Below are 21429 nucleotides of genomic sequence, written 5' to 3'. Positions count from 1 at the left end.
TACAATAAATCATGAGTTTCATAAACAGTATTATTAAAGTCTTTGTTGGCGATAAGTCGCAAAAAGATGTCAAAGCTTTACAACCTTACTTAAACAAAATCAAAACGTTCGAAGCTCCTTTAATGAGTCTTTCAAATGACGAATTAAGAGCTAGAACCGTTTATTTTAAAGATAGAATAAAAGAAGCTAGAGCTGATAAAGATGCTAAAATTGCTTCGCTTAAAGCAGAAGTAGAGAACATCGAAGACATCGATAAAAGAGAAGATATTTACGATGCTATAGATGCTCTTGAAAAAGAGGCTTATGAAATCTCTGAAAAAACTTTATTGGAAATTCTTCCAGAAGCTTTTTCTGTAGTAAAAGAAACGGCTCGTCGTTTTAAAGAAAACTCACATATCGAGGTAACTGCAACTGCAAAAGACCGCGAATTCTCAGCAACAAAATCATACATTACTATTGATGGCGAAAAAGCGATCTGGGCAAACAAATGGAATGCTGCTGGAAAAGATATCACTTGGGACATGATTCACTACGATGTTCAGTTAATTGGTGGTATGGTATTGCACGAAGGTAAAGTTGCCGAAATGCAAACGGGAGAAGGTAAAACTTTGGTTGCTACTCTTCCTCTTTACTTAAATGCTTTGACAGGAAACGGAGTTCACTTAGTAACGGTGAATGACTACTTAGCAAAACGTGATAGTACTTGGAAAGCTCCTTTATTCGAATTCCACGGTTTATCTGTAGATTGTATCGACAATCACCAGCCTAGTACAGAACAAAGAAAGAAAGCATACGACGCTGATATCACTTACGGAACTAACAATGAGTTTGGTTTTGACTACTTAAGAGATAACATGGCTCACTCTCCTAGCGATTTAGTGCAGAGAAAACACAATTTTGCAATTGTCGACGAGGTTGACTCTGTATTAATTGATGATGCTAGAACTCCGCTTATCATTTCTGGACCAGTTCCTCAAGGAGATCGTCACGAATTCAACGAATTGAAACCAAAAATTGAAAACTTAGTTGCACAACAACGTCAGTTAGCAAATGGTTTCTTAGCTGAAGCTAAAAAATTAATCAAAGAAGGAAATACTAAAGACGGAGGTTTCTTATTATTAAGAGCTTACAGAAGTTTACCTAAAAATAAAGCATTAATTAAATTTTTAAGTGAAGAAGGAATTAAACAATTGCTTCAAAAAACTGAAAATCAATATATGCAAGATAACAATCGTGAAATGCACAAAGTTGACGAAGCTTTGTATTTTGTGATTGAAGAAAAAAACAATCAGGTAGAATTAACAGACAATGGTATTAAATACCTTTCTGGAGATACAGATGCAGATTTCTTTGTGTTACCAGACATTGGAACAGAAATCGCTGCGATTGAAAAACAAAAATTAGACAAAGACGCTGAAGCGGAAGCTAAAGAAAGATTATTCCAAGATTTTGGTGTAAAAAGCGAGCGTATCCACACTCTTACGCAACTTTTAAAAGCGTATGCTTTATTCGAAAAAGACGTAGAGTATGTGATCATGGACAACAAAATTATGATTGTCGATGAGCAAACAGGTCGTATCATGGATGGACGTCGTTACTCAGACGGTCTTCACCAAGCGATTGAAGCAAAAGAAAACGTAAAAATCGAAGCTGCTACTCAAACTTTCGCAACTGTTACATTACAGAACTATTTCAGAATGTACAACAAGTTGGCAGGTATGACGGGTACAGCGGTTACAGAAGCTGGTGAGTTATGGCAAATCTATAAATTAGACGTTGTTGAAATTCCAACAAACCGTGGAATTGCAAGAATTGACAAAGAAGATTACATCTACAAAACAACACGTGAAAAATTCAACGCTGTAATCGAAGATGTTACCGAATTATCTCAAGCTGGAAGACCAGTATTAATTGGAACAACGTCTGTAGAGATTTCAGAATTATTAAGCCGTATGCTTAAAATGAGAGGAATCACACACAACGTATTGAATGCTAAAATGCACAAGCAAGAAGCACAAATCGTTGAAGAAGCTGGTAAAGCTGGAGTTGTAACAATTGCAACAAACATGGCTGGTCGTGGTACCGATATTAAATTATCTCCAGAAGTAAAAGCTGCGGGAGGTTTAGCAATCGTTGGTACAGAGCGTCATGATTCTCGTCGTGTAGACAGACAGTTACGTGGTCGTTCTGGTCGTCAAGGAGATCCAGGAAGTTCTCAATTCTATGTTTCTCTTGAAGATAACTTAATGCGTTTATTCGGTTCTGAAAGAGTTGCGAAAGTGATGGACAGAATGGGATTAAAAGAAGGTGAAGTTATTCAGCATTCTATGATGACTAAATCTATCGAACGTGCTCAGAAAAAAGTAGAAGAAAATAACTTTGGTGTTCGTAAACGTTTATTAGAATATGATGACGTAATGAACTCTCAACGTGAAGTAGTTTACAAACGTCGTCGCCATGCTTTATTTGGTGAGCGTTTGAAACTGGATATTGCGAATATGCTTTATGATACTTGCGAATTAATTGTAAGCAACAGTAAAGTAGCAAATGATTTTAAAGGATTTGAATTTGATTTAATTCGTTATTTCGGAATCACATCTCCAATTTCTGAAGCAGATTTCTTAAAATTATCTGATATTGAAGTTACTGGAAAAGTATATAAAGAAGCTTTAGCTTTCTACACAGAAAAAACTGAAAGAAGTGCAAGAGAAGCTTTCCCAATTATTAAAGGAGTATACGAAGAGCCAAACAATCATTTTGAAAGAATTGTAGTTCCATTTACAGACGGAATCAAAACTTTGAATGTGGTTACTGACTTGAAAAAAGCTTATGAGAGCGAAGGTGCTCAATTGATTGCCGATTTCGAGAAAAACATCACTCTTTCTATTGTTGATGAAGCTTGGAAAAAACACTTACGTAAAATGGACGAATTGAAACAATCTGTTCAATTGGCTGTTCACGAGCAAAAAGATCCATTGCTAATCTACAAATTAGAAGCTTTCAACTTGTTTAGAGGAATGCTGGACAACGTAAACAAAGAAGTAATTTCATTCTTATTCAAAGGTGATTTACCAGCTCAAAACGTTCCTGAAATTCACGAAGCAAGAGAAGTAGCTCGTCCAAAAGAAAACTTACAATTAAGTAAAGACGAAATTCCAAACAGCGAGAGCATGAACCGTGAAGCTGGAGAAACTCAACAGCGTCAAGTGACTGAAACTATCGTTAGAGATATGCCAAAAATCAACAGAAATGATACTGTTGTTGTTCAAGAAATTGCTACTGGTAAAACAGAAACAATGAAGTACAAAAAAGCGGAAGCTTTAATCGCAGCTGGAACTTGGGTTTTGATTAACTAAATATTTTTTAAGTATTCAGTCGCGGTATTCAGTCGCAGTTTACCAACTGGCACTTTAAATCCATAAAAAAGACCGATAGTTAAAACTATCGGTCTTTTCTTTTTATTTTTTATCTAAATTTCTAGTTTATACTCCGAACTGAGACTGAAAACTGCGACTTATCTAGGGTTATCCTGATAATAACGTTCTTCAATTCGTTTTATATCTTTTATAGAATTTTTAGCCCACAATAAACGTTTAACTAAAATTTCTTCATCGGTTAATTTCCAATTAATATCAGATCTTCTAAGTCTGTTTGTCAAACTTTGAATGATAATCGCCGCCGAAACCGAAATATTTAAACTTTCTGTAAAACCAACCATTGGAATTTTTAAGAAACCATCAGCATTGTCCATAATTTCTTTTGACAAGCCTTCTTTTTCTGTTCCAAAGAATAATGCGCTTGGTTTTGTAATATCAAAATCTTCCAGCATACAATCTTTTTCGTGTGGAGTTGTCGCAATAATTTGATATCCTTTGCTTTTAAGATCAGAAAGACATCCAGAAACCGAATCAAATCGATTAATGTCAACCCATTTTTGCGCACCTAAGGCAATTTCTTTATCGATTCTTTTTCCAAAACGCTGCTCAATTACATTTAATTCCTGAATTCCGAAAACTTCACAGCTTCGCATTACTGCACTTGTATTGTGCATCTGATAAACATCTTCTACTGCAACTGTAAAATGTTTTGTTCTATTTTCTAGTACTTTTAAAAAATTAGCTTTTCTATTATCAGTCAATATGTTTTCTAAGAATGCGAGATAATCTAAATCAATCATTTTATTTAAGTTTGGCGCAAAAATACATAAATTAAAGAGAAAGACATCTCCGTCTGAATTTTCAACGCACTAAATCTTCAATGAAATTCGCGTTAAGCTTTTCGTGAAGCAGATTAACCTCATCCAAATTCACAGACAAAATATCGTCTTTATAAGAGTCTCCCGTAAAAACAGCATTTTCGTTTTTAGAATGTTTTTTAAGACGTTCGAGCATCCCATTTAATTCACTTTCAGAAAAATCGATATTACTAAAATATACAAATCGTTCAATAACATTTTTCATTCCGTCATTATAATTCAGCATTGCCACATTGTTGTCCATTTCATAAAAATCTAGAAAACCTTGAAAATACTTTTCCAAAACCAAAGCTTGATACTGCTGAAAACTTGTCTCTTGAATTTCTTTAGAAGTAATTCCAAAAACACTCGACGGAATTAAATTCGGAACCATATGCATTCCTGCCATTTTTTGATGCGACCTTAAAACTTCTCCTGGATTTCGATACAATAACGCAAAAGGAACTTCTGGAAAAACCGATCTTAAATAAGAAGCCTTAAAAATACTCCAAGCATCCAGTTTTATAATAAGATTCTTTTGTTCAGAAAATCTTCTCTGCCCAATGAATCTGATAACCGATTTCAATAAAACGGTTTTGGTTTCTTTATCAAAAGCATCACTTCTTAAAATCTCATCGATAATAGGAGCTTCAGAAACCATAATATTTTCAGCCGAAGTAGAAAGCGACTGACTCAACATAGTAGATCCGCATCTTGACACATGAAAAATCAATCCTTTCAATTCTACAAAATCGAGTTCTTTAGACCAATCGATCAAATTTTCTACTGTACTAACTACTTTAAAATATTTTGAATTATAACTATGGCTTCTGCACTTCGCAATTGTTTCGTCAAAAAAAGGATCTGCAAAAGGAATGTCCGAAAGATAAATCCACTCAAAATAGACTTCACTTTCTTTTTCAATCAATTTAATCGGAATCCAATTTGAAATAATATGCTGTATATTTTCCATTTTCATGAGTTCATTTGTGATTGAAGATTGGCAATAATCTTAGCATTAGTTTCAGATGGATTTCTTAAAAGTTCTGCAATAATCTGCTGTTTTACCTCATCTGAATATTGTCTTTTGGCTATAAAATTCAAATCAAAGCCCATTTTAGAAAACAATTCATCAGACCAATCATTTCTTATGCAATCCAGCGTTAAGTGAATTCTTGGTTCCGAACTTTTATTTTGTACGCTGTGCGGCAATTGAAAATTAGCATACCAGCACTCTCCCATTTTCATCGGAACTAATTTCTTATCTACATAAAAATAAACTTCAGAATTGGTAATAATAGGAACATGGATTCGGAAAAAACCATCTTCATATGAAGTATCATTATCAACATGCTCTTTAATCTCACTTTGAGGACCTAGCCTTAATAATCTTACTGCTTCTTTTTCGCACTTAAACCAATCCATTATTTCTTTAAAATACGGACAACTGTCAAGCAAAGGTGTATTTTTATATTCCTTATCAGGAAAAGAAAAAATATCGTTTTCTAAACCTGATTGCGACCGCAAAGAAACACTTGTCCATTTTCCTTCATAGCGATTGGTATTAAAATGCGGTGTCCACAAATTAGCCTCGCAAGTCAATAAATCATTTTGCAGTTTTTCTATCGAGAAAGAAATGGGTAGCTGGCACGAAGAAGGATTCATAAGTTTTAAAAATTTAAATTGCTGATTATAAAATTGTACAGTTTATGGGCAGAAACCGAAACGGTTTCAGAATCTGTCTTTAAGACCAAATCTGCTTTTTCTGGGATTTCAAAAACATCACTTATACCTGTAAAATTTCTAATTTTATTTTGATTATGGTCTGGCAATAAGGCTCTTTTGTACAATCCTTTTGGATCTCTTTCGATCAAATTGTTAATCGAACAATCTAAGAAAACAGTCCTGACAAATTCGAAAGAACGTAACTCATTTCGAAGATTTTCATACGGATTGATGACTGACATTAAAACAATCTTCTTTTCTACAAGTAAATTTCTGCTAACATTAAAGAGGCGTCTTACATTTTCGCAACGATCTTCTCTAGAAAATCCTAAATCTTTACAGATAGTCTGACGGTAAACATCGCCATCTACCACTTCAGCCTTATAATTATTTTGAAGCAACAAATGCCTGACATTTTCTGCCAACGTCGTTTTTCCTGAACCAGAAAGCCCTGTAAATTGTATTAAAATCATTTAGAAATACTTTTATCTAACCTGACATTAAAACTAAATAATTTAGAAAGAGGGACAAAGAGTATAAATACCCATTATTTTCTCTAAAAAAGGACAATCGATCAGTACTATTTATCAAACATATCAATAAAGAAATCACTATTTTTATCTTTTAATAAAACGTAAGAATGAAAAAGAAACTTGTTGTTTTAACAGGAGCAGGAATTAGCGCCGAAAGCGGCATAAAAACATTTCGCGACAGTGATGGATTGTGGGAAGGACATGATGTAATGGAAGTTGCCACTCCAGAAGGCTGGTATAAAAATCAGGAATTGGTTCTAGATTTTTACAACAAAAGACGCCAGCAGTTAAAAGAAGTGAACCCAAATCTTGGTCATCTTATTTTGGCTGAATTGGAAAAAGATTTCGACGTGCAAATTATCACTCAAAATGTCGATAATCTTCATGAACGTGCAGGCAGTTCTAACGTTTTACATTTGCATGGCGAATTATTAAAAGTACGAAGCACACAAAATAAAAACCTGATTTTAGATTGGACTGAAGATTTGCAAACTGGAGATTTAGATACAAACGGGCATCAACTACGTCCGCATATTGTTTGGTTTGGCGAAGAAGTTCCTGCACTTGAAGAAGCTATTGACATTACCGAAACCGCAGATTATTTTGCCGTAATTGGCACTTCTTTACAGGTTTATCCTGCCGCCGGATTAATTGCTTATACGCCAAGCACAACACCAGTTTTTTATATTGATCCGAAACCAATTTCGATTCCGAATCTTCGAAATAAAGTCGAAACAATTGCCAAATTTGCTTCTGAAGGAGTTGCCGATTTAAGAGAAAAGTTACTGACCTTAGAAAAAACAACATGATTTTTGAAAGCTGGTTGCAACAGTTAAGTCAATTTAACACAATCTGGCTCTTTGTTTTCTTTTTGATAGAAAACTCAGTTTTGGTTGGTTTATCAGTTTTAATTGGAATAACAATGGAACCTGAAAATACCGTTTTACAGACTAAAGATCGAAAATGGGTACTTTCTACACTTTTTTGCAACACCGTTATAACTTTAATTGGTTTCAAATTGTATCAATATGGAATTCTGAGAGTAGATTTTTCTGGATCTTTAAAACTTATCATTTTCGATACACTTTTGTTGATTCTTTTAATGGATCTTTTTATGTTCATTTTTCATTTTTTGGTTCATCATTTAAAATGGATGTACCCGATTCATAAACTGCATCATACACATGTAGAAACCAATGTTTATAGTTTATATGTTCTGCATCCTATTGAAACTTTAGGTTTTGGATTTATCTGGCTGTTTTTAATTACGATTTTAAAGTTTAATTATTTGAGTATCATTATTTATTTGATTCTAAATCTTTCTTATGGGATATTTGGACATTTAAAAAAAGATATATTTCCATCTTTCTGGTACAGCAATTACTTCACAAAATGGATTTCTACCACTAAATTCCACAATGATCATCATAAAAATGAAACTCATAATTATGGTTTTTACTTTACAATCTGGGATAAAATTTTCAAAACCATAATTTAAGCATCAATATAGCTTTCAGAAGTTTTAACAATACCTTATATTTGCACCTTTCGAAAAAACAACATCACAATGACTACTCTAAACGAATTGAATGCTATATCGCCAATTGATGGAAGATATAGAAATAAAACTCAAAATTTAGCACCTTTCTTCTCTGAAGAAGCTTTAATAAAATACCGCGTTTTGGTTGAAGTAGAATACTTCATCGCTTTATGCCAAATTCCATTGCCTCAATTGCAAGGTATTGATTCTAGCTTATTTGAAAGCTTGAGAAATATCTACAAAAACTTCTCAACAGAAGATGCGCTTTGGATTAAAGAAACAGAAAAAGTAACCAACCACGACGTAAAAGCGGTTGAATACTTTATTAAGGATGCTTTTGAGAAATTAGGTTTATCTCAGTACAAAGAGTTCATTCACTTCGGATTAACATCTCAAGATATTAACAACACCGCTATTCCGCTTTCTACAAAAGAAGCGTTTGAGGAAGTTTATATGCCAACCTTAATTGCTGTAATTGCAAAATTAAAAGAATTAAGCGTTGAATGGAAAGACATCCCGATGTTGGCGCGTACACACGGACAACCAGCTTCTCCTACTCGTTTAGGGAAAGAAATTTTGGTTTTCGTAGAGCGTTTAGAAGAGCAAATGCGTTTGTTATTCAATATTCCGTTTGCTGCTAAATTTGGAGGAGCAACAGGAAATTTCAATGCACATCACGTTGCATACCCGCAAATTGACTGGAAACAATTCGGAAATAAATTTGTTGAAACGGATCTTGGTTTAAAACATTCTTTCCCAACCACTCAAATTGAGCATTACGATCATTTTGCAGCTTTCTTTGACGCTTTAAAAAGAATCAACACCATTATCATCGATTTAGATCGTGATATCTGGACGTATGTTTCTATGGATTATTTCAAACAAAAAATCAAAGCAGGAGAAATTGGTTCATCTGCAATGCCACATAAAGTAAATCCAATTGATTTTGAAAACTCTGAAGGAAACTTAGGAATTGCAAATGCTATTTTTGAACATTTAGCTGCGAAATTACCAATCTCAAGATTACAGCGTGATTTAACTGACAGTACTGTTTTACGTAATGTTGGTGTTCCTTTTGGACATACTATTATTGCTTTTGAAGCAACTTTGAAAGGTTTAAACAAATTACTTTTAAACGAAGGTAAATTTGCTGAAGATTTAGAGAAAAACTGGGCAGTAGTTGCTGAGGCAATTCAGACTATTTTACGTCGCGAAGCATATCCAAATCCATACGAAGCTTTAAAAGGTTTAACAAGAACAAATGAAGCTATCGACAAAAATGCGATTCATAACTTTATTGCGACTCTAGAAGTTTCAGATTCAGTTAGAGCAGAATTGTTAGCTATAACTCCTAGTAATTACACAGGAATTTAATTCGATGAAATATCGTTTTTTACTCCTTTTATTACTTGTTTTTAGCATATCTATTTATGCACAGAAAAAAGTAGTTAACGGAATTGAAATAGAAATTCTTAAGGCAAAAGAACCTTCCGAATTTTCTACTCTAATGTTGAGAGGCATAAAATTTGACCAATCGCAGTATAAGTACATTATGGTCAAATGTAAAGTCAAGTCAATAGAAGAAAATCATGCCCGAATAAGTGCTTTTGCATTACTAGATACTGTTAATAAAATTAGATACCGTCTCGGAGACTATTTAGGTTATGCAGCTATAGCAGGAAACCCTGAAAGAAATTATTTCAGAAAAACGAAGTCTGAAAATAAAGATTACAGTAGCAACCTGCCTCAATACAAAAGCACTGAAATAGACCAATTTGACAAATTTAATATAACAGGTTATACTAATTCTGAAATTTCAGTCGAGCTTGGAACTAAAAAAAATCCTGATTCCAGTATTGTATATTTTGGACAAACTGCTTATAAAAATTTTAAAGCTGAGTTATTTTTCATTATTCCGCTAACATTAAAAGTTTCTACATTTAATCTTTATTACAGGGACGTTAATATAGGCACAGTCAAAATAGAATAAGGGACATAATCCAAAAAAACCGAGCAATCACGCAAGGAATTTAAGAAAAATACCAAATATTTTACCAGAAAAAGCTATCTTTATCGAGATAGCTTTTTTTATTAAATCCAGAGGCAAATCCAGATTACGCTCCTTTTATATTAAATTGGAGCTAACGAATTTCTTTTGAAACAAAAAGCTGGATCAACTCTTTTAAAAAAATACCACCTTTTTATATGATTGCACTAAATGCCGCTGCAGAAACTACACACCATTTACAACCTTTAATTAGTGATTTAGGATTAATCCTGATGACTGCCGGAATTGCCGTTCTATTATTTAGAAAAATGAAACAGCCTTTGGTTTTAGGCTACCTGATTGCAGGATTTCTAGCCGGAAACCATTTTGATTTCTTCCCTTCTATAACCGACATGAAAAGTGTTGAAGTTTGGGCAGAAATTGGGGTTATATTTTTGCTTTTCAGTTTAGGACTCGAATTCAGCTTTAAGAAACTAATGAAGGTTGGAGGGACTTCGTCTGTCACCGCCATAACCCAGATTTTGTTTATGACCGTAATTGGTTATTGTGTCGGGCAATGGATGGGCTGGGGAAAAATGGACAGTATTTTCCTGGGAGCTACACTTTCTATTTCGTCCACAACTATTATTATCAGAGCTTTTGATGAATTAGGAGTTAAAGGAAAAAAATTCGTTGGAATTGTTTTCGGAGCTTTAATTGTAGAAGATATTGTTGCCATTTTAATGTTGGTTTTATTATCTACTATTGCGGTAAGCGACCAAGTTTCAGGAACAGCATTACTTCAATCTGTTTTAAAACTTGTTTTCTTTTTAATTATCTGGTTTTTGGGAGGAATTTTTATTATTCCCACTATTTTTAAGAAAGCCAAACATCTCTTAACTGACGAAATGCTGCTGATTATATCATTAGCATTATGTTTAATGATGGTTATTTTTGCCTCGAATGTAGGTTTCTCTCCTGCCCTAGGTGCTTTCATCATGGGATCTATTATTGCTGAAACTACAATGGCAGAAAAAATCGAACACTTAATTCAGCCAGTAAAAGATTTTTTTGGCGCCGTTTTCTTTGTATCAGTGGGAATGTTAATCAATCCCGTTACTTTGGTAAATTATGCGCTTCCGGTGGCTATAATTACTTTATTAACCATATTTGGAAAAGCATTCAGTTCTTCTATTGGAGCTTTAATTTCTGGCCAGCCGCTAAAACAATCTGTTCAAACCGGAATGAGTTTAGCTCAAATTGGTGAGTTCTCGTTTATCATTGCCACTCTCGGAATGTCTCTAAAAGTTACAAGCGATTTTCTATACCCTATTATTGTAGCCGTTTCTGCCATTACAACATTTACTACTCCATTCTTAATTAAATACTCAGAAAGATTTGCTTTCTTTTTAGAATCTAAAATGCCAAAAAGATGGGTTAAAAATATTAATCGATATAGTGTAAATGCGCAAGCAATTAAATCTGTAAGCACTTGGCAGATTGTACTCCGCTCTTCGATTACACAAATTATCCTTCATACAATCATCATTACTGCGATTATATTATTGTCGTCTAAATTTGTAGCGCCCTTGGTTGCCGATACACGATTCGGAAATACCTTGGCAGCTTTGTTAACTTTGGTTGTAATTGCACCGTTTTTATGGGCGCTTTCGCTTCGTCGTGTAAAAGTAGATGAAGTTGAGAAATTATGGGAAGAACGAAAATACCGTGGAGCGCTTTTAATGCTGATTCTGATTAGAATGAGTCTCGGTTTATTCTTTGTCGGATTCTTATTGAATATTTTCTTCTCTCCTTTGGTTGCATTTGTAGCCTTAATTATTGCAATTGGTGCATATCAAATTTTCCCTAAAAAACTAAATGAACAATATCACAAAATTGAAAATCACTTTTTGAAAAACCTTAACGATCGCGAAAACAAAAAGATCGACAGACGATATGCTAATTTAATGCCGTGGGACGGACACATGTCTTTCTTCGAAATTAAAAAAGAATCCAATTTAGTGGGTCAGACTTTGCAGGAGTTAAAGATTCGGGAACAATTAGGAATTAATATCGCTTACATTAAACGAGGAGAAGTAACCATTCCGATTCCTACCAAAACAGAACGTTTATTTCCAGGCGATGAGATTTGTGTAATTGGAACTGATGCTCAAATTGCAGAATTCACTAAATTCTTAACTCAAAACGAAACAGAACCACCTACTAAAGTAGAAGAAACCGATATTGTTTTACGTCAGCTTGAAGTTTCTCAGGACGAATTCATTCAAAAAAGTATTGGCCAATTTAGAACCAAAACAGACGGAATGGTCGTAGGAATTGAACGAAACGGAAATCGAATTCTAAATCCAGAATCTAGTTTAATCTTAGAAAAAAATGACATTCTCTGGGTTGTAGGAGATAAGAAAAAAATGAATGCTTTGTTGGCAGCTAAATAAGTTTTTTTTAGGTTCAAAGGCACAGAGGTTCAAAGATGCAAAGGTTCTTCTGAGAACTTACCATTTCTTTAGTAAAAAAAGCGCTAAGATTTTCATTTTTGAAAATCTTAGCGCTTTTTTTATAACCTCTGTACCTTTGAACCTTTGAGCCTAAAATTATTTATTCGGCTGCGGTGTCAAACGCAAATAAGGTTTAATTGGTGTATGTCCTTTTGGGAATTTTGCTGGAATATCGCTGTCTGGAATTGCTGGTGCAATTACTACGTCTTCTCCATCTTTCCAGTTTGCTGGAGTAGCAACACTATAATTTGCAGTTAATTGTAAACTGTCGATTACACGAAGCAACTCATCAAAATTTCTTCCTGTAGAAGCAGGATAAGTCAGCGTTAATTTGATTTTTTTATCTGGTCCGATAACAAAAACAGAACGAACTGTAAATTTATCACTTGCATTTGGGTGCAGCATATCGTATAAATTAGCTACTTTTTTATCCTCATCTGCAATGATTGGGAAATTTACTTCTGTATTCTGAGTTTCGTTGATATCTTTAATCCATTCTTTGTGCGAGTCTAAACCGTCTACACTCAAAGCAATAACCTTAGTATTTCTTTTTTTGAATTCTGGCACATAGTTCGCCACAGTTCCTAATTCAGTAGTACAAACCGGCGTAAAATCTGCTGGATGTGAAAATAAAACACCCCACGAATCTCCTAGCCATTCGTGAAAATTAATTGGTCCCTGTGTGGTTTCTGCGTGAAAGTCAGGAGCTATATCGCCTAATCTTAATGTTGACATAATTTCATTTTTTTAGTTCATCTAAAATTAACCAAAAAAAGGATATAGAAAACATTGATTTTCTTAAAAAAAGTTAAAATTCTACTTTGTCGATATAATTACTATTTTGATCTAAATAAAACTTAAAACAAAATACCAGAAAGCAAGCGTTACAAAGGAAATCGGAATTCCGAAACCGATCATCATACTGCTTAATTTTGGCTTTAATCCGTAAGTTGAAGCAAGAATTGCACCTGTTATCATTGGTGCCATAGCAGTTTCCATTATAGTAATTTTTATAACTTCAGAATGCTGATTAAAAATAAATACGTACAGTACAAAAATGATAAAAGGAATTAAAAGCAATTTAAAGAAAAGTCCAAGTCGTAAAAATTTCCAATGTTGGCTTCTTCGATCGAAAGTCAATTGCAATCCAACAGAAAGCAATGCCAAAGGTGTTACCAAACTTCCAATTTTCAGTAATATAGATTGAACATTTTCATTTAAATTATAATCAAAAACATTCATAAAACAGGCCAAAACAAACATTAGAAATGGCGGAAACAAAATGATTTTTTTGAAAATCCCCAAAGCATTCGGGCTTCCTTTAGAATAAAAAGCAGCTGTAAAAACACCAAGAGTTGAAACCACTACAAAAGTTCCTGGCTGATCTACCAAAACTGCAGTTTCTAAACCTTTCTTTCCAAATAAAGCTTCAATAATCGGATAACCTAGAAAAGAACTGTTGCTCAAACCAGCTGTCAAAATCAGACAGCCAATCAATTTATTCGACCAACCATTTCTTCTTCCCAAAAAATGAAAAAAAATAAAAGCCAGGATATAAGTAATCCACCCTGCTCCTATTGGAAATAGCAATTCGCTGCTCCATTTTATTTTCGGAATATGATATAAAGTAATCGCTGGAAGACAGAAATAAATAACAATTTTATTGAGCGTCTTATAAATATGAGTGGGAAACTGTTTTACATGCTGCAAAACTAAGCCCAGCGAAAGAAAGAAAAATATTAGTATAAAGTTGTTCATATCATGACTTCAAAACAAAAGTAGGAAATTATAAATTGATGGACTGAACAAATTATCTTCTCTCTTTGAGTTTTTTGTTACTTTTAATATGTAATTCTAAAAATCTATGCAGCAGATAAGAGATAATTTCGAACTCATGACCAAACTTTCAGATGAAGACTGGAACATCTTTTCATCAAAACTTATTCGACAGGAATTTTCAAAGAAAACAACAATACTTCAAACTGGTGTTATAGAAAACTATCTTTCCTTTATAGAAAAGGGAATTCTTAGATATTATATTCCTTCTGAGAATAAAGACTTAACGTTTACTTTTGTATTTGATGGTGAGTTTACAAGCGGATATGATTCATTTATTACGAGATTACCTGTAAACTATATTATAGAGGCTCTTTCAGACACAATACTTTGGCGTATTTCTTATAATGATCTTCAGGACATTTATGCCGAAACTAAAATTGGCAATACTATTGGCCGATTAGCAAGCGAAGATTTATTTATTAAAAAATCAAAGAGAGAGCTGTCGTTGCTAAACGATTCTGCGGAGCAACGATATCTTAATTTATTCACAGAACAGCCTCACTTAATACAAAAAATTCCTCAAAAATACCTTGCCTCTTACATTGGCATTACTCCACAAGCTTTAAGCCGAATCAGAAAACGCATTTATTAACCCAGGTTCATTGTTTTAGGTTTCTTTACTATGCAACTTTGTGCAATAAAAAAAAACATATGGAAACCTTAATCATACTTTTTGGAGTTTTTATTGCAACACTACTTATTATTTGGCTTACAACTAAACGACTTGAGCTAGCATTTGCTAGCAGAGTAGCCATGGCCGCTATGCTGACATTTACTGCTATAGGCCATTTTGTTTTTACTAAAGGAATGGCAATGATGATCTCCTTTTTGCCTTGGGCAAATGCCATTGTCTTTATTACAGGAATCATAGAATTAATTGCTGCAATTGGACTCCTATTGCCGAAAACTAAAATCCTTACAGGAAAGCTGTTGATTTTATTTTTTATCTTACTGCTTCCAGCTAATATTTATGCCGCAAGTCATAATATCAATTTACAAACTGCCGATTATACTGGAAAAGGCTTATCGTACTTATGGATTAGGGTACCCATGCAACTTCTGTTTATAGCATGGGTATATTTTTCTTCTCTAAAAATCAATCAAAAATCAAAATAGTCAACAAAGAAATTGCACATCAGTAATTATCAATGATATGCAATTTCTCTTTCTTTTATTTTATGTTTTGAATTACTTTAATTAATTTTAAGTTAAAATTGATTTTTATGTTGCAAAACATGTAAATTTGTAACATATTTTATTACAGTATGATTTCAGGTAAATTTGCCATAACGATTCACATTCTTACTTTGCTCCATAAATTCCCAAATGATTATTTGTCATCGGAGTTTATTGCGGGAAGTATTAATCTAAATCCTGTTTTGGTTCGAAAAGAAATTGCCAACCTAAAAGCGCATCATATTGTAGAAAGTAAAGAAGGAAAAAATGGCGGTACAAAATTGGCGGTTAACGCTGCTGAACTGACTTTAAAACAAATATTCGAAATGACTTTTGAAACCATTGGTTTAGGTTTTGCAAAGAATCAACCTAACCCTGATTGTCCTGTTGGAAAAAACATCAATCAGAATCTAGAAGCTTTGTATAAAGAAATGAATGACAAAGTAAGCGCTCAACTTGAAAACATTTCTCTGGAGGATTTTTCGAATCAATTTTAAAAACTATTTTTTTACCCAAAACTGTAACATTTTTTATTACTAAATAAATTTATATATTATGAAAATCGCACTTATCGGAGCTACAGGTTTTGTTGGCTCAGCAATTTTAAACGAATTAGCAGATAGAAAACACGAAATCACTGCTATTGCAAGAACTCCAAAAGACACTCCAAACGCTACTTGGGTTGCTGCAGATATTTTTAACGTAGATGCTTTGGCAGAAATCTTAAAAGGTCACGATGCTGTGGTTAATGCTTATAACCCTGGATGGACAAACCCAAATATTTATGATGACTTTTTAGCCGGTTCTAAAGCAATTCAGGAAGCGGTTAAAAAATCAGGCGTTAAACGCTTTATTACGATTGGTGGGGCAGGAAGTTTGTATGTTGCTCCAGATTTACAAGCGGTTGATACTCCAGATTTTCCAAAAGAGATTTTCCCTGGTGCCAATGCAGCGAGACATTATTTAAACATTATTAAAGAAGAAAAAGATTTAGATTGGGCATTCTTTAGTCCTGCTTTCGAAATGCATGCTGGAACTAAAACAGGAAGAACTGGAAAATATCGTTTAGGATTAGAAAATCCGGTTTTCAATGACGAACAAAGAAGCATTCTTTCTGTAGAAGATTTAGCGGTTGTTATTGCTGACGAAGTAGAAACTCCAAAACATCATCAGGTTAGATTTACTGCTGGCTACTAGTTTTTTTCTGCCACGAATTCACGAATTTTCTTTTTAAAATCTTTGAGATTACTTTTTCGAATTAATTCGAATAACATTTAGATAAAGATTTTAAAAAGAAAATTCGTGAATTCGTGGCAACTTATTTTTACTCCTTTTGACAATAACAAATTAGTGGAAATTCGTGTAATTCGTGGCAAACTAACTTTTTGAAACTGTTTTTGTTTTCTGTACTTTTACATTTCTAAAAAGTGCGTTTTGTCAAATTCTAATAAACAAACTGGTAGCATCTCTGAAAAAGCTGGAATTTCACCTCCCGAAATCACCAATATTTCGGCTATCAATCAAATTAAAAGCAAACGCAGACAACAGCCGACTTCTCAAGAGTTAATTAATGGCATTTTAGAAGGAAACAGAACTTCTCTTAGCCGTGCTATTACTTTAATTGAAAGTACTAATCCAGATCATTTTGAAAAAGCTGGCGAAGTCATTCAAGGCTGTTTAGCTCATGCTAATAAATCAGTTCGAATTGGAATTACAGGTGTTCCTGGAGTTGGAAAAAGCACTTTTATTGAAGCTTTTGGAAAACATTTGACACAATTAGGAAAAAAAGTAGCGGTTCTAGCAGTCGATCCAAGCAGTTCGCTCTCACACGGAAGTATTCTCGGTGATAAAACCCGAATGGAAGAATTGGTTAAAGACGAAAACGCTTTTATTCGTCCAAGTGCTTCAGGTGAAACTCTGGGCGGTGTGGCGCGAAAAACCCGAGAAACTATTATTCTTTGTGAAGCCGCAGGTTTTGATACTATTATTATCGAAACAGTTGGTGTTGGCCAAAGCGAAACTGCCGTTCACAGTATGGTCGATTTCTTTTTACTATTGAAAATTTCTGGCGCAGGCGACGAACTTCAAGGCATCAAACGCGGTATTATGGAAATGGCAGATGCAATTGTTATTAATAAAGCGGACGGAGATAATATAAAAAAAGCCAATCAGGCGAAATTGGAGTTTAATCGTGCTTTGCATTTATTTCCTCCAAAAAAATCAAATTGGCAACCCAAAGTCACTACTTGCAGTTCACTCACAAAAGACGGAATTCCTGAAGTTTGGAATACGATTTCTGATTATTTTGAAATGACGAAAGAAACAGGATTTTTTCAAGAAAAAAGAAACGAACAAAATCATTTCTGGATGATGGAGACCATCAATGAACAGCTGAAACAGAATTTCTATAATCAGCCAGAAATCATTTCGCTTTTAGAAGAAAGCAAAAAAGCAGTGCAAAACAATGAAATTTCATCTTTTGCAGCTGCTTCAAATTTATTGAAATTTTATTTTAGCAAAGACTCTAAGTAACTAAAATTCTAGGTTTCTGAGTTTTCTTATTTAGTCTGCAATAATTTAATCATTAATTTTTAAATTATTGAGATATGCTTTCTTTATAGTTATATCAGTAACAAATTTAATCGTGCATTCACCTGTTTTTTCCATTTCTTCAAAAACTCGTTTTGCTTTATTGTGCAATTTTTGCTGATTCAAATAAGTATCAAATATTTTTTGGGCAAAATCAATACTCCCATAATAAATCAAAAAATCTATTGGTAAATTTTGATGCTTAGTATCAAAGTGTTCATTTAATACGAAAGAATTCTCAGCAATATCGTTTAATAAATTACTCAAGTTTTCAAATTTTTCAAAAACAGGAACAGCATATTTTTCTATCAAATCACATAACTTTGGTATAATATTGCCTTGATTTGCAAGGGCAATATTCCAATCAGTATTTTTGTTTTTTAATGGTGTTATATTTTCTAATTTAGTTGAAAAAATTAATCCACTTTTTTCTTCTGAATTGTATTTTTCATTCTGCCATTTTTTAAGTGATAATGATGATACTGAAACAAGCGGCCAAATAACAACACTGCCTGACCAGTTTTTCATACTAGATTGGAAATAAATTTCAAATACAAATTCTCCATTTTTAGATTTTTTTCTTAAAACCTGTCCTTTCTTTGTAGATTTAAAACCTTGTGGAGACAATAGTTCAGTAATTTTTTGACAGCCAATTTCAAATATTTCTTTCGTTTTCATTTTCTTATTTCATTTTTCAATCCATACTTTTTTTTGTAAAAATATACATCACAAAATTACTCTCTTTTTTAGAATAAACAAAAAGCAGCACAAAACAATGAAATTTCATCGTTTGCAGCTGCTTCTGAGTTGTTAAAATTGTATTTTAATAAAGGTACAAAGTGACAAAGCTACAGAGTAAAAAAAAGTCGCTTTGCTCCTTTTTATTCTTCAACAATCTCTATACATAATCTTGTCAGTTCAAGCTGAGTCGAGAACCCTCAAAGCATTTCAATTTCATTAAAAAAAGAAAAGGTTCAAAGTAAAAACCTTTGAACCTTTGTAACTCTGAGCCTTTGAACCTATTTCTTAGCTCTAAGCTTATATTTATTTTCTTTATACAAATTCCCTGCTGTAATTACATGTGCCAAAGCATCTTTTGCTAATTCTTCATTTAATTTAACTGGAACTAAAGTTGTATCATTTTTGATTTCAAACTGCAATGGTTTCAAATTTGGTTGCATAATTACAACCTGATTTTCAACTCTAAATGCGTTGATATCATTAAACTGCATAATAGATCTTCCTTGCACTTTTGGATCGAGTTTGCTTAGGTTTCTTCCTACCATTGGTGTTTCAAACGGAAGTCCTAAGTAACTTAACAATGTTGGTGGAATATCAATCTGGCTTGCCAATCTATCATAAACCGCTCCTTTTGGAACTCCTGGCCCCATAATAAATGCTGGGATATGAAATTTATTTATTGGCACTAAATTTTTTCCGTATGTTCTGGTATTATGGTCAGCAATTACAATGAAAATCGTGTTTTTAAAGTACGGTTCTTTCTTTGCCATTTCAAAGAATTTCCCAATTGAGAAATCGGCATATTTCATGGCATTATTTACCGTATTAGGCTTTTTATCGTACGGTTTAATTCTTCCAGCTGGATATTCAAATGGTTCGTGATTTGAAGTCGAGAACATTAAAGAGAAAAATGGTTTGTCTCCTTTTGATTTGAAATACTGATTTGCTTTCGTAACCAAATCTTCATCAGAATAACCCCAAGTTCCTTTGAAAGCATATTTATTTCCATCCGATTCAAAATCAGTTTGGTCTACGATGTCTGTGAAACCATTTCCGTTGAAAAACGAAGCCATATTATCAAAATTAGCCATTCCGCCATAGATGAAACTGGTATCGTAACCTTTTTGTTTTAATGCGTCTGCCAATGTAAAAAATCCTTGTTGTGAATTTCCAAGCTTCACTACACTTTCTGATGGCGAAGGCAAAAATCCAGTTACTACCGCTTCAATTCCGCGAACACTTCTGGTTCCTGTGCAATACAAATTGGTGAACAATAATCCTTCTTTAGACAATTTATCAAATTCTGGAGTTAATGGTTTTCCTCCCAAAATTCCAACGTATTCTGCGCCTAAACTTTCCTGTAGAAAAATCACCAAATTGTATGGTTTTTTCATAACAGAATCTGGCTGCTGTACATGCAAAAACGGAATGTCTTTATCGCTAAAATCGTTTGGTCCTGCTATCATGTATTTTTTTACACGAGCAATGGCTTCGGCTTCATCCATTTTACCATACATTTTAGTATTTCCCTCATTTTTGATTGAATACGCGGCAAAAGCAACGGTGTAAAATGAATTTAATCCCAAAGTATTTGTAAGCTGATCTGTTGAGAAAACAGCATTACTAGCATTAATAGGACGTTTTGAAGTAAGACTTGAACGTGCTCCGAAAAACAATAAAAAAGCAACTAATGGAAACACCATTAATTTGAATTTATATTCTGTACTTGTGGTATAAAATAATTGTTTCCCTTTTTTGAAAGCCAAATACAGTACAACGCCAAGAATTAGAAAAGTCACAATGATTGAAGTCAGGTAACTTTTTAAAAGCATTCCAACCACTTCTTTTGGATAAATAAGATAATCTAAGAAAATCTTATTTGGGCGCGTATCATATTGCTTTACAAAATCTGGAGAAGCTAATTCTACAAAAAGAATTAAAAACAGAAATAGAAAACTATAAATTACCAGAAATTTGTTGGTGAATTTTATCCATTTATTTGGCAGAAAAGTAATTAGAACTGCTGGCAAAAATGACAAATAACACAGTAATATTAGATCCATTCGTAATCCGATTGGAAAAATATACCAGAAATCTGGTGTCTGCACTACTCTTTCTTTAAAAAGAAAAAACAAAAAGATTCGGCTTAAAGTGGTAATCAATAATCCGATTAATATAAAACTGAAAATAGGTTTTAAAAAACGTAAATTTTTCATTAAAAATAGTATAAGAACGTAAGATTAGAAAATAGATTACTCTTCGTAACGGTTAATTTCTCTGTCATAAAACTCATTAGCCTTTTCGATTAAACTCTCCATTTCGACGTTTAATTCAGCTTCATCAAGATCTTCCGGTTCTTCCAAAAACTCAACCTCATCATCTTTCAAATTGATAATGAATCTTGGGTAATCTAGGTGAATGATAAAAATATCGTCTGGAAAATCGGTATTATCTCCAAGTAAAAATTTAGGTAATTCCATATCTATTTATTTTTTTTAATGTTTATTTTTTTAGTTCTAGATTATACAGATTAAAAAGAATTTCTCTTG

Annotated in this window: 20 protein-coding genes; 11 read left to right on the top strand and 9 right to left on the bottom strand. The window is 33.3% G+C overall.

The genetic code is table 11. From position 1 onward, the window contains the following. Positions 1–11 precede the first annotated feature (11 nt). Complete coding sequence (gene secA, locus LPB248_RS16505) at positions 12–3356, top strand: preprotein translocase subunit SecA (protein ID WP_177212392.1); 3345 nt, start codon at positions 12–14, stop codon at positions 3354–3356. Positions 3357–3514: 158 nt separating this feature from the next. Here secA and LPB248_RS16500 read toward each other — a convergent pair whose 3' ends face one another. The 4 genes from LPB248_RS16500 to cysC form a co-directional block, all read right to left on the bottom strand. Beyond that, positions 3515–4177, bottom strand: coding sequence for a TrmH family RNA methyltransferase (locus tag LPB248_RS16500; RefSeq protein WP_177212391.1), 663 nt, complete (start codon positions 4175–4177; stop codon positions 3515–3517). A 61-nt stretch (positions 4178–4238) separates the two neighbouring features. Continuing rightward, positions 4239–5207 carry a sulfotransferase family protein gene (locus tag LPB248_RS16495; protein WP_177212390.1) on the bottom strand — a complete coding sequence of 323 codons (969 nt, stop codon included), beginning with the start codon at positions 5205–5207 and terminating at the stop codon, positions 4239–4241. Positions 5208–5209: 2 nt separating this feature from the next. Further along, positions 5210–5899 carry an aspartyl/asparaginyl beta-hydroxylase domain-containing protein gene (locus tag LPB248_RS16490; protein WP_177212389.1) on the bottom strand — a complete coding sequence of 230 codons (690 nt, stop codon included), beginning with the start codon at positions 5897–5899 and terminating at the stop codon, positions 5210–5212. A gap of 5 nt (positions 5900–5904) precedes the next feature. Continuing rightward, positions 5905–6432, bottom strand: coding sequence for an adenylyl-sulfate kinase (cysC, locus tag LPB248_RS16485; RefSeq protein ID WP_177212388.1), 528 nt, complete (start codon positions 6430–6432; stop codon positions 5905–5907). Between the two features lie 167 nt (positions 6433–6599). Between cysC and LPB248_RS16480 the strand changes: the two genes are divergently transcribed. From LPB248_RS16480 to LPB248_RS16460, 5 genes are all read left to right on the top strand, one after another. Continuing rightward, positions 6600–7301: an SIR2 family NAD-dependent protein deacylase gene (locus tag LPB248_RS16480; protein WP_177212387.1), complete on the top strand. Its 702-nt coding sequence runs from the start codon at positions 6600–6602 to the stop codon at positions 7299–7301. Then, positions 7298–7990 carry a sterol desaturase family protein gene (locus LPB248_RS16475; RefSeq protein ID WP_177212386.1) on the top strand — a complete coding sequence of 231 codons (693 nt, stop codon included), beginning with the start codon at positions 7298–7300 and terminating at the stop codon, positions 7988–7990. The genes LPB248_RS16480 and LPB248_RS16475 overlap by 4 nt, the downstream gene beginning before the upstream one ends. 69 nt (positions 7991–8059) lie before the next feature. After that, positions 8060–9406: an adenylosuccinate lyase gene (purB, locus tag LPB248_RS16470; protein WP_177212385.1), complete on the top strand. Its 1347-nt coding sequence runs from the start codon at positions 8060–8062 to the stop codon at positions 9404–9406. Between the two features lie 4 nt (positions 9407–9410). Next, entirely contained in the window at positions 9411–10022 is a 612-nt protein-coding gene (locus LPB248_RS16465) for a hypothetical protein (protein WP_177212384.1), read from the top strand. Positions 10023–10237: 215 nt separating this feature from the next. Continuing rightward, complete coding sequence (locus tag LPB248_RS16460; protein ID WP_177212383.1) at positions 10238–12475, top strand: cation:proton antiporter; 2238 nt, start codon at positions 10238–10240, stop codon at positions 12473–12475. A 156-nt stretch (positions 12476–12631) separates the two neighbouring features. Here LPB248_RS16460 and LPB248_RS16455 read toward each other — a convergent pair whose 3' ends face one another. Then, the gene (locus LPB248_RS16455) at positions 12632–13270 is read right to left on the bottom strand and encodes a peroxiredoxin (protein ID WP_111363956.1); all 639 of its coding nucleotides are present in this window, start codon (positions 13268–13270) and stop codon (positions 12632–12634) included. A gap of 111 nt (positions 13271–13381) precedes the next feature. Further along, complete coding sequence (locus LPB248_RS16450; RefSeq protein ID WP_177212382.1) at positions 13382–14293, bottom strand: AEC family transporter; 912 nt, start codon at positions 14291–14293, stop codon at positions 13382–13384. Positions 14294–14399: 106 nt separating this feature from the next. Between LPB248_RS16450 and LPB248_RS16445 the strand changes: the two genes are divergently transcribed. From LPB248_RS16445 to meaB, 5 genes are all read left to right on the top strand, one after another. Continuing rightward, positions 14400–14966 (top strand): Crp/Fnr family transcriptional regulator, encoded by a 567-nt coding sequence (locus tag LPB248_RS16445; protein ID WP_177212381.1) that lies wholly within the window; start codon positions 14400–14402, stop codon positions 14964–14966. 59 nt (positions 14967–15025) lie between these two features. Further along, entirely contained in the window at positions 15026–15490 is a 465-nt protein-coding gene (locus LPB248_RS16440; protein WP_177212380.1) for a hypothetical protein, read from the top strand. 149 nt (positions 15491–15639) lie between these two features. Beyond that, a complete protein-coding gene (locus LPB248_RS16435) occupies positions 15640–16047 on the top strand; it encodes an RrF2 family transcriptional regulator (RefSeq protein WP_177212379.1) in 408 nt (135 codons plus the stop codon). Between the two features lie 58 nt (positions 16048–16105). Beyond that, a complete protein-coding gene (locus LPB248_RS16430; RefSeq protein ID WP_177212378.1) occupies positions 16106–16747 on the top strand; it encodes an NAD(P)-dependent oxidoreductase in 642 nt (213 codons plus the stop codon). A 237-nt stretch (positions 16748–16984) separates the two neighbouring features. Further along, a complete protein-coding gene (meaB, locus tag LPB248_RS16425) occupies positions 16985–18082 on the top strand; it encodes a methylmalonyl Co-A mutase-associated GTPase MeaB (protein WP_177212377.1) in 1098 nt (365 codons plus the stop codon). A gap of 45 nt (positions 18083–18127) precedes the next feature. Here the strand turns inward: meaB and LPB248_RS16420 are convergent, their stop codons facing one another. The 3 genes from LPB248_RS16420 to LPB248_RS16410 form a co-directional block, all read right to left on the bottom strand. Continuing rightward, positions 18128–18817: a DUF4304 domain-containing protein gene (locus LPB248_RS16420; RefSeq protein WP_177212376.1), complete on the bottom strand. Its 690-nt coding sequence runs from the start codon at positions 18815–18817 to the stop codon at positions 18128–18130. 341 nt (positions 18818–19158) lie between these two features. Further along, the gene (locus LPB248_RS16415) at positions 19159–21096 is read right to left on the bottom strand and encodes an LTA synthase family protein (RefSeq protein WP_177212375.1); all 1938 of its coding nucleotides are present in this window, start codon (positions 21094–21096) and stop codon (positions 19159–19161) included. A 36-nt stretch (positions 21097–21132) separates the two neighbouring features. Further along, positions 21133–21360: a hypothetical protein gene (locus LPB248_RS16410; protein WP_177212374.1), complete on the bottom strand. Its 228-nt coding sequence runs from the start codon at positions 21358–21360 to the stop codon at positions 21133–21135. Positions 21361–21429 lie beyond the last annotated feature (69 nt).

The organism is Flavobacterium sp. LPB0248, assembly GCF_013388355.1.
GTDB lineage: Bacteria > Bacteroidota > Bacteroidia > Flavobacteriales > Flavobacteriaceae > Flavobacterium.
This window is presented reverse-complemented; position numbering and strand designations above follow the sequence as displayed.